General features: G+C 43.2%; 13 protein-coding genes. 9 read left to right on the plus strand and 4 right to left on the minus strand.

Annotated features, from left to right (window positions below):
• The first annotated feature begins 307 nt into the window (after positions 1-307).
• A complete protein-coding gene (locus tag MSG93_RS16335; RefSeq protein ID WP_005281463.1) occupies positions 308-928 on the plus strand; it encodes a thiol:disulfide interchange protein DsbA/DsbL in 621 nt (206 codons plus the stop codon).
• Between the two features lie 53 nt (positions 929-981).
• Here MSG93_RS16335 and MSG93_RS16340 read toward each other — a convergent pair whose 3' ends face one another.
• Positions 982-1,617 carry a TetR/AcrR family transcriptional regulator gene (locus MSG93_RS16340; RefSeq protein ID WP_005228246.1) on the minus strand — a complete coding sequence of 212 codons (636 nt, stop codon included), beginning with the start codon at positions 1,615-1,617 and terminating at the stop codon, positions 982-984.
• A gap of 107 nt (positions 1,618-1,724) precedes the next feature.
• The gene (locus MSG93_RS16345; protein WP_005228248.1) at positions 1,725-2,375 is read right to left on the minus strand and encodes a TetR family transcriptional regulator; all 651 of its coding nucleotides are present in this window, start codon (positions 2,373-2,375) and stop codon (positions 1,725-1,727) included.
• Between the two features lie 312 nt (positions 2,376-2,687).
• Between MSG93_RS16345 and MSG93_RS16350 the strand changes: the two genes are divergently transcribed.
• The 5 genes from MSG93_RS16350 (at position 2,688) to MSG93_RS16375 (ending at position 8,881) form a co-directional block, all read left to right on the plus strand.
• Positions 2,688-3,713 carry an iron-sulfur cluster-binding domain-containing protein gene (locus tag MSG93_RS16350; RefSeq protein ID WP_324622515.1) on the plus strand — a complete coding sequence of 342 codons (1,026 nt, stop codon included), beginning with the start codon at positions 2,688-2,690 and terminating at the stop codon, positions 3,711-3,713.
• A gap of 33 nt (positions 3,714-3,746) precedes the next feature.
• Positions 3,747-4,889: a fatty acid desaturase family protein gene (locus MSG93_RS16355; protein ID WP_171067866.1), complete on the plus strand. Its 1,143-nt coding sequence runs from the start codon at positions 3,747-3,749 to the stop codon at positions 4,887-4,889.
• Positions 4,890-4,986: 97 nt separating this feature from the next.
• Entirely contained in the window at positions 4,987-5,703 is a 717-nt protein-coding gene (rph, locus tag MSG93_RS16360; RefSeq protein ID WP_005228254.1) for a ribonuclease PH, read from the plus strand.
• 316 nt (positions 5,704-6,019) lie between these two features.
• The gene (locus tag MSG93_RS16365) at positions 6,020-8,200 is read left to right on the plus strand and encodes a phosphocholine-specific phospholipase C (RefSeq protein WP_324622516.1); all 2,181 of its coding nucleotides are present in this window, start codon (positions 6,020-6,022) and stop codon (positions 8,198-8,200) included.
• Between the two features lie 492 nt (positions 8,201-8,692).
• Positions 8,693-8,881 (plus strand): hypothetical protein, encoded by a 189-nt coding sequence (locus tag MSG93_RS16375; RefSeq protein ID WP_324622518.1) that lies wholly within the window; start codon positions 8,693-8,695, stop codon positions 8,879-8,881.
• On the opposite strand, the gene nadC is transcribed toward MSG93_RS16375, so the two are convergent.
• Complete coding sequence (gene nadC, locus MSG93_RS16380; RefSeq protein ID WP_005228267.1) at positions 8,878-9,723, minus strand: carboxylating nicotinate-nucleotide diphosphorylase; 846 nt, start codon at positions 9,721-9,723, stop codon at positions 8,878-8,880. The two genes, MSG93_RS16375 and nadC, sit on opposite strands and share 4 nt — an antisense overlap.
• A gap of 413 nt (positions 9,724-10,136) precedes the next feature.
• Here nadC and ampD point away from each other — a divergent pair, with 413 nt between their 5' ends.
• From ampD to MSG93_RS16395, 3 genes are all read left to right on the plus strand, one after another.
• Entirely contained in the window at positions 10,137-10,730 is a 594-nt protein-coding gene (ampD, locus tag MSG93_RS16385; protein WP_324622519.1) for a 1,6-anhydro-N-acetylmuramyl-L-alanine amidase AmpD, read from the plus strand.
• 62 nt (positions 10,731-10,792) lie between these two features.
• The gene (gene murJ, locus MSG93_RS16390) at positions 10,793-12,343 is read left to right on the plus strand and encodes a murein biosynthesis integral membrane protein MurJ (RefSeq protein WP_171062237.1); all 1,551 of its coding nucleotides are present in this window, start codon (positions 10,793-10,795) and stop codon (positions 12,341-12,343) included.
• A 42-nt stretch (positions 12,344-12,385) separates the two neighbouring features.
• Entirely contained in the window at positions 12,386-13,576 is a 1,191-nt protein-coding gene (locus tag MSG93_RS16395; RefSeq protein ID WP_324622520.1) for a hypothetical protein, read from the plus strand.
• A 54-nt stretch (positions 13,577-13,630) separates the two neighbouring features.
• On the opposite strand, the gene MSG93_RS16400 is transcribed toward MSG93_RS16395, so the two are convergent.
• Entirely contained in the window at positions 13,631-14,323 is a 693-nt protein-coding gene (locus tag MSG93_RS16400) for an FKBP-type peptidyl-prolyl cis-trans isomerase (protein ID WP_324622521.1), read from the minus strand.

Consider the following 14,323-nt stretch of genomic DNA (forward strand, 5'->3'; position numbering starts at 1 on the left):
GCAAAGATTAATAATCTTTGCCGTACCGCAAGGTGAAAGCTATGCTTGAACAAAAAACTACGCACTTCGCTAGTCTTGCGCTACACCAAAGCTTTAAATGCTTTGGTTCGCTCAGGTTGCAGATGACGTTGTCGAGTATCTAATTTCAGAGAATGTTTTGAGTCTGAATTTAGCTTAGTGTAGCGATTCTGGCAAAAAAAGCGATAAATCCAATAAAAAACTTCACAGAAGCAAAACGAATTGCTCGTGTTTGTTTTATATTTAGCATATAAACTTACGAAAAATGCTTAGAGGAAAAGCAAAGTCAATGAAAAAGTTAGTATTAAGTGGTTTGAGTGTGGCTGCATTAGCATTTTCAATGAATGCCGTGGCAGCTGATTTTGTGGCTGGTAAGGACTATACCGTGATTGCAAATCCTGGTAAAACGGTTGCACCAGCCGGCCAGCTCGAAGTGCGTGAATTCTTCTGGTATGGTTGCCCGCACTGCTTCAAGCTTGAACCGCATATGCAGGCATGGTTAAAACAAATTCCAAAAGACGTCTATTTCCTTCGTACACCGGCGGCAATGAATAAGGTATGGGAACAAGGCGCGCGTGGCTATTACGTTTCTGAAGCACTGGGTGTACGCAAGAAAACCCATATTCCACTGTTCCATGCGATTCATGAAGGTGGCCAGCAGATCTTTGACCAGGCTTCTCAGGCAAAATTCTTTGCCCGTTACGGTGTACCTGAGCAGAAGTTTAACAGCATGTTTAACTCTTTCCCGATCTCTGCAAAAATTGCCGAATCAAATAAACTGGCACAGCAGTACCAGTTGACGGGTGTTCCTGCCGTGGTGGTAAATGGTAAGTATGTGGTTCAGGGTGAAGATGGTAAAGTCACTCAAGTAGTCAATTACCTGTTAGAAAAAGAACGTAAAGCCAAATAATTAATGCATTTACATATATAAAAAAAGGACTGCCGCGACAGTCCTTTTTTTATTTAGTCTTGTTCCAGCTGAAAGTCTTTTAAATCAATCTGGACTTTCTGGGTAGGCAGCGACAAGGCCTGATTGACATACAGATTAATCAATTTCTCACGTGAACCGATCGAACGCTGGTAATAGCTTGAGTTCAACAATAAGGCCGCGCCATAGGTCAGTGACCAGATATAAGACAGGTAATCACGGATCGACATATCGTAATTCTGTGATTTTAAATATTTTTCAGTCATGTCTTTTAACGACACAATACGTTGTTGACGGATCGAGTAAAGCTCATCAAACAGATGCTTTAATTTGGATTCGGTCATGGTCAGATGTTCTTCTAACTGATGCAGCAGAATGGTACGGCTTGGTGAAGTAAGGTGATAGAGCATGTAACGTGGTGCATACTCTTTGACATCCGTATTGTATTTATCTGAAATTTTTAAGATTTCTTTTTCATTCTGGATAATCAGTTCCAGCAGTAACTCATTTTTACTACGGAAATGTTTATATAGGGTGCCTTTGGCAATATCCAGTTCAGCAACCAGTTCATCGAGGGTCATTTCTTGGTTGTTTTCTAATAACAGCTTTTCTGCAACCTGCAAGATTTTTTCTTTACGAATTAAGAACTGAGTATGACGATCTGGATTCATGATGCTTATAAGCTCCTCATAGTGTTCTACACTGCATTTGCATTAGTGTCCAATGCATCATAACGCGAAGCAATGCTTTTATATATCAAACTTTGGTTTGGATATGATCAAGCGTTTTGGGGTTCCCAGTTGGAAATCCCACTGAATAATAAGCGCACTTGGGTCGCGGCATTGTCAATAAACAGGTTTTGCTGTTCGAGTAAATGATCGATCGTGTATTGTTTTGGCAGATTGATCCAGGTCATGGCCCAGGTAAATGACATATTAATCAGGATGGTCGAAAGCACCTGCAAATGCTTGGCTTCCTTGATGTGTTTGAAGGTTTCGAGCTTGCACAGGTCAATCGCCAGATCTTCGATCAGAAATTCAATTTCACGTGCGATGGCGATACGTACCGTTTCAGATCCGCCCCAACGCTCCGCAATCATAAATTGCCATTGTTGCGGGCTGTGATTAACCGCCTGTACAAATAATTCAATGCTGGTCCGGGTTTTGGCCGAACCACTGTGTAACAAGTAACTTTGCCCCAATTGATGAATCAGGCTTTTTAAATGCAAGGAAACCTGATCGACCAGCTCTTGTCCGAGCGCATCCATGTCCTGAAAATGACGATAAAACGCCGTTGGAACCAAACCAACTTCACGTGCAACTTCACGCAAGCTAATGCTACTGAATGAGCGCCCAGCAGTGCTGAGGTGGAGGGCTGCATCCAGTAAAGCCTGTCGACTCTGTTGTTTTCGTTCATCTCTAATCGACATGAATAAGATCCATTAAAACCATACCAAAGAGTCTAGCAAAAAAAACGGAAACTTTTTAGTCTTCGTACATTGCTAAATACAGATGTTTTTGATCTTTATGGGTGCAACAGGTATGCAAATTACCCACCGTATCTGAAAAAAGCGCTTTATTTTCCCCGTATTTTGAGTGGCTTATAACAAGTACAAAAAATATTCAAAAAATTAGTGAACAAGTGTTGACTCAGTGAACACAAATAAATATAGTGTACACATGTTCACTACATGAACATTTGTTCACTCAAAATAAATAGCCAGATACAAAACGAGGAACGTATGAACGCAGAGTTAAGTTATCAGCCACATTGGATTCGAGAAGATTTCGTTGATTTTATCTTGCAAAAGATCAAACCAACCTTCGCCTGGAAACGCATTCTTGCGCAAGTCACTGCTGTGCAGCCGCTGAGCGAAGATATGGTCTCCCTCAGCTTAAAGCCCAATCATCATTTTGATGTTCGCCAGGTGAAAGCCGGTCAAAGCGTTTTGATTACCCTGATGATTAACGGAGTCTATCAGCAACGTAGTTATTCGATTATTGAGGTCACGCCGCAAGGCGAAATCCGTCTAGGCATTAAAGTGCAAGGTGTGGTGTCTAAAGCAGCACAACAATTACGTGTTGGAGACAGTTTCGAGATCTCTCAGCCACAAGGTGATTTCGTCTTACATCAAGGTCAGCAGCCTGCATTACTGATTGCTTCAGGTTCAGGTATTACCGCGATTTATGCTTTATTAAAACAAGCGTTGCAACAGCAGCTTGAACACGTGCATGTGCTGTATTTTAACCGTGCTGAAGTATTGCATCAGGACATCTTGGCCTTGGCTGAGCAATATCCACAGTTACACTATCATTTCTTTAATACGGCACAGCAAAAACAGCATTTAGATGCGGCATTGTTAGAAAAGTTAGTCCCGAATTTTAAACAGATGCAAGCCTATGCCTGTGGTCACCACAGCATGATGAAACAGGCGCAACAGATTTATACCGAGCATGCGGCAGCGGAAAACTTTCATCAAGAATTTTTCCAACCTGTACAAGTCGAGCACTCCAGTGAAGCACAACCGGTTAGCTTCCGTCGTGCACAACAGAATTTTATTGCAACGACCAATCTGCTGAGCAGTGCAGAGCAAGCGGGCTTACGACCACAACATGGTTGCCGCATGGGTGTGTGTAACCGTTGTAGCTGCACCAAAGTTAGCGGCGTGACCCAGAACCTGCTCACGGGTGAAATTGATGATCAACCGAATCGTCCAATCAAGTTATGTGTGAGCCAGGCACTGAGCCCAGTTACCATTGACCTATAAAAACAAAGATATTTGAGGATCAGCACAATGAATATGGCATTAGAATTTAAAAACGCATCCAAGTCAGCGCATTTAACCCCTGAACAGGTTGAAGAGTTTGGTCGCCGTGTCGAGCAAATCCGGCTGGAAGTGATGCAAAACCTTGGTGAGCAGGATTCAAAATATATTTATAAAGTGCGTAATTTCGTGCGTTATACCGAAATCGCATCGCGTGGCATGCTGATGTTTGGTGGCTGGATTCCACCGGTCTGGTTACTGGGAACCGCCATGTTGGGTGTGTCTAAGATCGTCGAGAATATGGAGCTGGGCCATAATGTGATGCATGGTCAGTTTGACTGGCTCAATGATCCAAGTTTACGTGGTGAAGATTACGACTGGGACAATACCTGTTCAGGCAATGACTGGCGCTATACCCATAACTATATGCACCATACCTATACCAATATTGTCGGTAAAGATCATGATGTGGGTTATGGCATTTTACGTGTCACTGAAGACCAGAAATGGGAAGTACGTCATTTGGCCAATATTCCGTTGGCCTTACAGTTGATGTTCTTTTTCCAGTGGTATGTGGGGGTACAAAACCTGCATCTGGAAGATGCACTGGTGTATAAAACCAAAACCTGGAAACAGGTTTGGGCAGATGCGGCGGAGTTCCGTAAAAAAGCCAGACGCCAGGTGCTGAAAGATTATGTGTTCTTCCCGGCCATTGCCACAGTGAATTTTCTTCCCGTGTTGGCGGGTAATGCCGTCGCCAATATTATCCGTAACCTGTGGTCATCAGCAGTGATTTTTAATGGTCACTTTACTGAAGATGCCGAGACCTTCGAAGCGGACAATACCGAGAACGAGACCAAGGCACAGTGGTACCTGCGCCAGATTCGTGGCTCGAGTAATTTCACCGGCGGGAAGTGGATGCACTTCATGAGTGGTAATTTGAGCCATCAGATCGAGCATCATTTATTTCCGGATATGCCTGCCAATCGTTATGAACAGGTGGCACCACAAATCAGGGCCTTATGTGCCGAATATGGCGTGAATTATAACGAAGCCAACTTTATGAAGCAGTTCTGGACGGTGTGGGTGCGTTTGGCCAAATGTTCATTGCCAAATGACTTCTCTGCGCAACTGGCACAAGGTTGGAGCAACCTTAAGTCAAAGTTTAAGTTTGCTTAATTGGGTGAATTGTAACGAATAAGTAAAACTGAAAGCACGTGTAATTGAGCTATACTATGGCGCAATGATATTTGAGCCATAGTTTTAAGGAATCGTTATGCGTATTGACCAAAGAGCATTAGACCAATTACGTGAGGTAAAAATTACCCGTAACTATACCCGTTACGCAGAAGGCTCAGTTTTGGTTGAGTTTGGTCATACTAAAGTGTTGTGTACGGCGAGTATTGATAACTCGGTACCACGCTTCCTGAAAGGTCAGGGTCAAGGCTGGGTAACCGCTGAATATGGCATGTTGCCACGCTCAACCCATACCCGTAGTGATCGTGAAGCGGCGCGTGGTAAACAAACCGGTCGTACTCAGGAAATCCAGCGTCTGATTGGCCGTAGTTTACGTGCCATGGTGGACTTAAAGAAGTTAGGTGAGAACACCATTACCATCGACTGTGATGTGATTCAGGCCGATGGCGGTACCCGTACTGCGGCAATCACCGGTGCAGCAGTGGCTTTGGTAGATGCCATGAATGTATTGCTCAGCAACAAGAAAATTAAACAGGACCCATTAAAAGGTCTGGTGGCAGCAATTTCAGTGGGCATGTATCAGGACGAAGTCCTCCTCGATCTATGCTACGAAGAAGATTCAAATTGCCAAACCGATTTGAACGTGGTGATGACTCAGGCGGGTGAATTTATTGAAATTCAGGGCACGGCAGAAGACAAGCCGTTTACCCGCCAGCAGTGCAATGCCATGTTAGAGCTTGCAGAAAAAGGAATCATGGAGTTGATTCAGAAGCAACAGCAGGCACTCGGTTGGTAAGTTCCAGTTGATAGTGCGGGCGGTCTGGTGTGTTTAGACCGCCTTTTTTTTATCTGTTTTTTTGTCATCAAACTGCGATCAAATCATCATCGAACTGTCATTTAGATTGTATTGACTATCTGCACTGATATTGAACGGATCGTCAAATGCGAAATTTCTTTTTAGCCTTACTTGCTGGGAGCTGCCTGTTACTCAGTGCCTGTAACGATAGCGATAGTGGCGATAACAATAACGCTCAGCCAGAGCCGAAGCCACCTACCTCAAGCTGCAAGATGCATTGCGCCCCTTAAAGAATAACAATAAGGAAATGGATAAAATGAATCGTCGTGACTTTTTATTAAATTCGACTAAGGCACTATTTGGGACTGCGGCGCTGACCAGTTTTCCAATGAGTATTCAAAAGGCACTGGCGATTGATGCCAAGGTCGAGACCGGCACCATCAAAGACGTGAAACATGTGGTGATCCTGACTCAGGAAAATCGCTCTTTTGATAATTATTTTGGCACCTTGAAAGGGGTACGTGGATTCGGCGACCGTTTCACCATTCCTTTAAGTGAAGGTCGTAAAGTCTGGGAACAGTACGATGCCAAAAAGAATAAGGTCTATCCTTATCATTTAGACAGCAGTCGCGGCAATGCGCAGCGGGTCAGTGGTACACCGCATTCATGGACCGATGGGCAATATGCCTGGGATCATGGGCGGATGGGGAAATGGGTGCAATACAAGCAACCACAATCGATGGGCTATTACAAACAACAGGAAGTGGAGTTCCAGTTTGCCTTAGCCAATGCGTTTACCTTGTGTGATGCGTATCACTGCGCCATGCACACCGGAACCAACTCCAACCGTATGTTTATCTGGACGGGAACCAATGGTCCAACTGGGGCCAATGTTGCCAGCGTGGTCAATGATCTGGACTCGATCGGGTCATCTCTCACCGGTTATGACTGGACCACTTATCCTGAACGCTTACAGCAAGCAGGCGTCAGCTGGAAAGTCTATCAAAACATGCCGGATAACTTTACCGATAATCCATTGGCTGGTTTTAAAAAATACCGCCGTGCCAATGAATTATCAGGCAAACCGGTCAATAACAGTACCATTTGCCCAGCCTATGACCCAGCCATTGATGCCAGACAGCCCTTGTATAAAGGGATTGCCAATACCATGCCAGATGGTGGATTTCTTGGTTCATTTAAAGATGATATTGCCAAAGGGCAGTTACCGCAGGTGAGCTGGCTGGTGGCTCCTGCAACCTATAGTGAACATCCGGGTCCTTCAAGCCCTGTACAAGGTGCCTGGTATATTCAGGAAGTCCTCAATGCGCTCACAGAGCATCCGGAACTCTGGAGCCAGACAGTTTTCCTGATTAACTTCGATGAAAATGATGGCTTCTTTGACCATGTACCTTCACCAAGTGCACCTTCGATGGATATATCCGGTGAGGTCTATGGCAAATCGACCTTAAGTAAGGAACAAATGTCCTATGAGTACGCAACACATGCCAAGGCATCCAGTGGCCAACCTAATTTTACCAATCCAGAGGTCAGTAATGGGGTCGGGGTCTATGGGCCAGGAATCCGTGTGCCGATGTATATCATTTCACCGTGGAGCCGTGGCGGTTGGGTCAACTCACAAGTATTTGATCACTCCTCCGTAATTCGCTTCCTGGAACAGTGCTTTGGGGTACAAGAGCCGAATATCAGTCCATATCGACGTGCGGTATGTGGCGATTTAATGTCAGCGTTTAACTTTAAGACCCCGAATTTACTCCCAATGCCAGATCTGGCAGGTAAGAAGAGTAAAGCTGAAGCGGATGCAATTCGCAAAGCACAGGAGCAATTAGCACAAGTCAGCCGTCCAGACAGCCAGACTTATCCTGTTCAGGAACTGGGTATCCGACCATCGCGTGCCTTGCCATATATTTTGCACACTAGTGCCAAAGTGGATAGCAGCGCGAAAACAGTCAAACTAATGTTCTCTAATACTGGGACACATGCAGCCGTATTTCATGTCTATGATAAATTGAATCTGGATGCGGTACCGCGCCGTTATATGGTGGAGGCGGGCAAGCAACTGGATGATATTTGGCTGAGCAAGGACAATCAGTATGATTTGTGGGTATTGGGACCCAATGGTTTTCATCGTAGCTTCAGCGGTGACTTGACACAGCTCGCACAAATTCAGACATTGCCAGAAATCCGGGTTTGTATGGAGGAGTGTGATCCCAAACTGTTCCTGAAAGTACGTAATGATGCGGGGCAGACTGCAAAATTGCTGGTCAAAGCCAATGCCTATTTGCCGAATAAGACTTGGCACATCGAAACGGCTGCGGCTGAACAGGAACTGAGCTGGGATATGAGCGAGTTCGGCGGCTGGTATGATTTTACCGTCACCATTGAAAATGATCCGAGCTATCGCCGTCGTTTTGCTGGGCGTATTGAAACCAATGAAGACTCGATTTCTGATCCGTATATGGGCTTTATGGAGTTATAAATTATTGGATGAGATCAGAAAAAGCAGTCTAGGTGAGCACTTAGACTGCTGTTTTAAATTCAATTAGTGTAATAAAAAGTAAAGGCATAGTACAGCCAGCAGCGACACACTAAGAAAACCCGCTATACATACTTCAGTACTGTCAAAATCCACCCGCTGCCCGGAACGATAACAGCGGACGACCGCATAACCGATACTACGGATCAATCCTTCAAACAGAATCTCAAAGATCACATTCATAAATACAAAGCGGAAAAACTTAAAAAGTAAGTGGAATAAAGCCTCAAATATACTGTCCATCGTTATTATTTTAATCAGTCACTTTGCTGAGCATTGTAGGCTTACACAGCAAGAAAGGAAAGCAGACATAAAGCCAGCATGGTCAACACAACATTACCGAGAGTTTACATGCCTGTAACACAGCCCACTGATTTGACTCATTTAAATTTGCTAGATTGAGGCAAATTGAAACACACACATTGAAGGGAAAGCATGTTACAGGTATTTTTGGTGTTACTCACCGCAGTAACTTTTGTTTTAATGGCGGCAGATCCACGCCCCACTGATTCGACCGAAGCCAAATCAGCATGGCAAGTTGAAACGACAGAAGTGACTAAAAAAACAGAGCTTTTTGCTTCACAAAAGCATAATTCTCAAAACAAAGAGACCGATCAGGCTTAAGCGTTAAAACGCATCGATAAATCAACCGCTGTTACATCTTTAGTCAATACACCCATTGAAATGTAATCCACGCCAGTGGTCGCCACTTCACGTAAATTTTCAATAGTGATATTGCCCGATGCTTCTAGCTTGCAGCGACCTGCAACGTGTTTCACCGCATCAATCATCTGTTGCTGACTAAAGTTATCCAGCATCACAATATCCGCACCAGCTTCCAGTGCCTGATTTAACTCATCCCAAGTTTCCACTTCGACTTCGACCGGTTTGCCCGGTGCGATTTCGTGGGCTTTGGTGATGGCCTGGGCAATGCCGCCCGCAGCCATAATATGATTTTCTTTAATCAGGAATGCATCAAATAAACCCAAGCGGTGATTTTGTCCGCCACCAATGGCTACCGCATATTTTTGTGCAATACGCAGGCCTGGCAATGTTTTACGGGTATCCAGCAGTTTGGTATGTAAACCATCGAGCTGTTTAACGTAATTTGCAGTTTTAGTCGCAACCGCAGACATGGTCTGGATAAAGTTTAAAGCTGGACGTTCTACTGTGAGTAAGCTGCGCGCTGAACCAGCGAGTTTGAGGAACGCTTCATTTGCCGCAACAACGTCACCTTCTTGCTTTAACCAAGTCACTTGCACGCTGTTGTCATAGGCTTGAATCAAGGCATTCACCCAAGGCTGACCAGCCAAGACCATCTCTTCACGGCTAATAATGGTCGCAGTGGCCTGCTCATCGACTGGTGTAAGCATGGCGGTAATATCGCCATCCCCAATATCTTCCTGTAATGCTTGTTGAATATTGATTTGAATAGATTGTTCAAGCAAAGATTGAGGAATACTCATACCAGTTCCAGTGTATGTTTGACTAAAAAACGTGTGCGATATAATAGGGTCTATTGACATTTCAACCATGCATTGCGTTATTGGCTAAAACAACATAAACAAGGCATGAAATGTAGGCAATGGCGCCACCCTTGTCAAGTTTCATAACGCTGTTTATGGCGGGTTTAGCCATAACCCTCTGGGACAGGAATATTTTTTGCCGCTCCTGCGTTATAACTTGACTCATTTAGAATGACTAAATTTCGCAAGTCATGCCTTGTATCGTCTAAAAATATTCTCTGTCGCAAGCATCTGTGAAATATTAATAGACCCTAATACTCTCCTCATAAAAAATAAGTATTTCATCTCGATTATTCTGGAGAAAGCATGGCAGAATGGCGCTTATACAGATTAAATTGCTGATTCGAGTCACAATGCAACACGCTAGATTTGCTCAAATACAAGAGGGTGTATTGGTGGGGGCGACCCAGATTGCCTCGCCTAATTTTAATGCACGACCTGCCGGAACCGATATTCAACTGATCGTCATCCACAATATCAGTTTGCCGCCTTCCCAGTTTGGTGGGGGCTATATTCAGCAATTTTTTCAGAACCAGCTGGATTGGTCGCTCCATCCTTATTTTCAGACTATTGAAGGAATGCAGGTCTCGGCACACCTGCTGATTTTGCGCACAGGTGAAGTGATTCAGTTTGTGAACTTTAATGAGCGTTCCTGGCATGCAGGACGTTCAAGCTATCTTGCGCAGAAAGAATGTAATGATTATTCGATCGGGATCGAACTGGAGGGGAGTGATGATTTACCCTTTGAGCCCGAACAATACCAGTCTCTGGTTGAAGTGGTCAGCACCTTACGGCAGGCTTACCCAAAAATTCAGAATCATCTTGCAGGGCATTCTGACATTGCGCCCAAACGTAAAACCGATCCAGGTGAATATTTTGATTGGCCATTGTTCCGGAATTTGCTTGCTCAACACAAGTTAGCCGAAAAAACATCGATAGATTTATAATTTCACAACGAAATCGATCAGGACTTTCATTACAATAACGCTTTTTAAAAGATAAGCCGTAGGTGAGTGCGATGGCATTGTGGCGATCGACTGTAATTGTCAGTGCAATGACAATGTTATCCCGGGTGTTGGGGTTGGTACGTGATGTGGTACTGCTCAATGTATTTGGTGCGGGTAAGGACTTCGATACCTTCGTTGTTGCCTTTCGTATTCCTAACTTTTTTAGGCGCTTATTCGCAGAAGGGGCTTTTTCTCAAGCCTTCATTCCGGTTTTAACCGAATATAAAACCAGCCGCGCTCATGCTGAAGTCCAGATTCTCATTAGTCGGGTATTTGGCTGTTTGCTCACGGCCATGTCCTTACTGACCTTTGTGGCGATGGTGGCTGCGCCTGCGATTATTTATCTCTATGCGCCGGGTTTCCATAACGATCCAGAGAAGTTTGAGCTCGCGGTCGATATGTTCCGCCTGACCATTCCTTATCTGATGTTTATGTCCTTGACGGCCTTTGCCAGCAGTATTCTCAACAGTTATGGTTCTTTTGCCTCACCTGCGTTTTCTCCGGTGTTGCTTAATGTGGCAATGATTGCTGGGGCGTGGTGGTTGACGCCGTATATGGCTGAGCCGATTATGGCATTGGGTTGGGCGGTGGTTGCCGCAGGGGTTCTGCAGCTAGCGATTCAGATTCCGGAATTATGGAAAAAGAATTTGTTGATTCCACCTAAAGTAGATTTCAAACACGAAGGTGTGGATCGCATCCTAAAGCTGATGTTACCTGCTTTATTTGGTGTATCTGTCACCCAGATTAACCTGTTGCTGAATACCATTTGGGCTTCCTTTATGCAGGATGGTTCAGTCTCATGGTTATACAGTGCCGAGCGGATGACCGAGTTACCTTTGGGACTGATTGGTGTTGCGATTGGTACCGTGATTTTACCGTCATTGTCTGCGCGCCATGCTGAACAGGATCAAACCAAATTTAGAAGTATGATTGATTGGGCTGCCAAGGTAATTATGCTGGTGGGAATCCCTGCCAGTATTGCCTTATTTATGCTGTCGACACCGATCATTCAAGCGCTATTCCAACGTGGTGAATTCACTTGGGAAGACACCAAGATGACCGCTCTGGCACTGCAATGTATGAGTGCAGGGGTGATCTCGTTTATGCTGATCAAAGTGTTTGCCCCAGGCTTCTATGCGCAGCAAGATACCAAGACGCCTGTTCGGGTGGGTTTAATGGCGGTTGCTGCCAATGCCATTCTTAACGTGGTGTTTATTGGCTTCTTTAAGCTGATCGACTGGCAGGCAGAACATATGGCTTTGGCTTTAGCCTCTTCTGGCTCTGCTTTGGTGAATGCGGGCATGCTGTATTTCTATCTGCATAAACGTAATATCTTCCGTTTTGGCGCGCATTGGAAAAAACTGGCGTTTCAATATGCAGTGGCCAATATCGCGATGATTGCGGCATTGTGGTATGGCTTAACTTGGTATCAGGGAGAAGTCTCACAATGGCTGCGTATTGCAGAAGTGATCGGTTTATGCGTAGTGGGGGTAGTTGCTTACCTAATCGGATTGCTGGTGACAGGATTTAGACCGAGACATTTAAAGGCTTAGGTAAGAGTTCTAAAGTGTAAATACTCTATTAAGGAAATAAAAGTGATTATACGAATAATTTTGTTGTATATAATATTGATAATCAGCAAACAGGCTTGTGCTCAAGAAGCAATCACATCAGGAGCAAGCGCGTATCTTTCTCTTGATACATGGAAAGTGAATGAAAGGTATAGCGCTTCGCATGCATTAATGGTTCCGTTGCATTATGCTTATAAATATAATGATAAAGAATTAAGAAAAGATTTTGAGTCAAATATACGACGCTTTAAAAAAGTAAGTAATAATGGAATAAATATTAAGGCTAAAGGTGAAAGACTAAGTGGTATACAATATTTATTTTTTTTAAGTGAATATGCCGTTTTAAACAATGATAAAGAATTATCTGCTTATTTGCTTAAGTATATTAATGAAATTTGGTATGATATTCCTGCATGGCAATGGGGTAGTAAACCATTTAAAAATTTAAAAGAAAGATTGGAGTGGAAGCTATCTACAGGTAAAGAAGTAGGATATAAGAAGATTATTATTGATGAAGAATTCTTTAGTTTTGGTATAGCTGCTAATTTGTCAAAAATTTATCCTAAGGATCCCACTCTAAAAGAAATAAATAGTTATGCATTAGAAGTTTTTAAGCAGAGAAGTTATTTTGATGAGGAGGGGCGTTGGTTATTTGATCGAGGTAGTTATGATGATTATAAAGATCATGCATATGCAGGATATGAAAATAAGTCTATTAACGAAAAGAAACCATTAAAAAATATGGTGGCAGATTCTTCACATTTTTTTAGAATTCCAAAGATTCTTTTATCATTACAAAATTCATATCCTGTTAATAGCTATGAGTTCAACTTATATAAAAAAATTAGAAAAGGGCTAGCAAAACAGTTCTTAGAAAAAGTTGTTACTATAAAAAATAATAAAATATATTTAACAAATTATATGGATGGTAGAAATGGAGTTTATAGATGGGGTTATTCTAGTCTAGGAGAAAATAGGGGGTATGGACCCTATGAGTTAACAGATTCATTTGGTATGGGGTGGTGGGGTTTTCTACAAAATAAAGAAGTTGGTAATCTTTATTCTAAGTATAATCAAGATATACAAAATACAGAAGGAAGTAATTTATGTGAAAGTGTAATAGAAAAAACTATACAGAAAAAAAATATACCTAATCGTAAAAAGCTCTATAATTGCATGCGTATATATAATTCTTATATGGCATCGAAAATATAATTTTTTTATTCTATTGAAAAATATATTTTTAATAAAAACACCGCGATGCGGTGTTTATTTATTTTTAATAACTTCTAGTAATTCAATATCAAAAATTAAAGTACTGTTCGGGCCAATGGCATCACCTGAACCAACATCACCATAAGCGAGATTTGCAGGAACGAAGAAGCGAGTCTTACCACCTTCTTTCATGGTTTGCACACCTTCCGTCCAGCCTGCAATCACTTGGTTCAGTTTGAACTCTACAGGATGATTACGGGCGATCGAACTGTCAAATACGGTACCGTCTAATAAACGGCCTTCATAATTCACTTTAACGGTAGAGGTGGCTTTGGGAGACTTGCCTTGACCTGCTTGTAGCACTTGATACTGTAATCCTGACTTGGTGGTCACGATACCGGCCTTTTTACTATTTTCAGCTAAAAATGCTTTCCCTGCTTGATCATTTTTTTGAGCCTGCTCCTGAAACTCAACCAGTTGCTTGGCTTCCAGACGCTTTTTATATTGATTCAGCACATTGGCCATTTCTTCATCGGTTAAAGAGGCAGCTTTACCCTGCATGGCTTCTTGTAAGCCCTGCACAAAGGTCTCGATATTTAAATCTTTGAGTGTTTCGGCATTCCCTCGACCCATCAGATAGCCATAGCTATAGCCGAGCTGATCTTTTTGTGGGCTCTTTGTTGAAATGGGTGCTGCTTGAACCGTTCCGATGGTTGAGGCAATTAAAATCAGGCCTAATCTTTTCAT

This window comes from Acinetobacter sp. IK40 (genome assembly GCF_035615075.1).
Lineage (GTDB): Bacteria > Pseudomonadota > Gammaproteobacteria > Pseudomonadales > Moraxellaceae > Acinetobacter > Acinetobacter courvalinii.

What these genes read in the sequence shown, in the direction of transcription:
- MSG93_RS16335 (WP_005281463.1), top strand. Translation starts at nt 308, where the DNA reads ATGAAAAAGTTAGTATTAAGTGGTTTGAGTGTGGCTGCATTAGCATTT.
- MSG93_RS16340 (WP_005228246.1), bottom strand. Translation starts at nt 1,617, where the DNA reads ATGAATCCAGATCGTCATACTCAGTTCTTAATTCGTAAAGAAAAAATC.
- MSG93_RS16345 (WP_005228248.1), bottom strand. Translation starts at nt 2,375, where the DNA reads ATGTCGATTAGAGATGAACGAAAACAACAGAGTCGACAGGCTTTACTG.
- MSG93_RS16350 (WP_324622515.1), top strand. Translation starts at nt 2,688, where the DNA reads ATGAACGCAGAGTTAAGTTATCAGCCACATTGGATTCGAGAAGATTTC.
- MSG93_RS16355 (WP_171067866.1), top strand. Translation starts at nt 3,747, where the DNA reads ATGGCATTAGAATTTAAAAACGCATCCAAGTCAGCGCATTTAACCCCT.
- rph (WP_005228254.1), top strand. Translation starts at nt 4,987, where the DNA reads ATGCGTATTGACCAAAGAGCATTAGACCAATTACGTGAGGTAAAAATT.
- MSG93_RS16365 (WP_324622516.1), top strand. Translation starts at nt 6,020, where the DNA reads ATGAATCGTCGTGACTTTTTATTAAATTCGACTAAGGCACTATTTGGG.
- MSG93_RS16375 (WP_324622518.1), top strand. Translation starts at nt 8,693, where the DNA reads ATGTTACAGGTATTTTTGGTGTTACTCACCGCAGTAACTTTTGTTTTA.
- nadC (WP_005228267.1), bottom strand. Translation starts at nt 9,723, where the DNA reads ATGAGTATTCCTCAATCTTTGCTTGAACAATCTATTCAAATCAATATT.
- ampD (WP_324622519.1), top strand. Translation starts at nt 10,137, where the DNA reads ATGCAACACGCTAGATTTGCTCAAATACAAGAGGGTGTATTGGTGGGG.
- MSG93_RS16400 (WP_324622521.1), bottom strand. Translation starts at nt 14,323, where the DNA reads ATGAAAAGATTAGGCCTGATTTTAATTGCCTCAACCATCGGAACGGTT.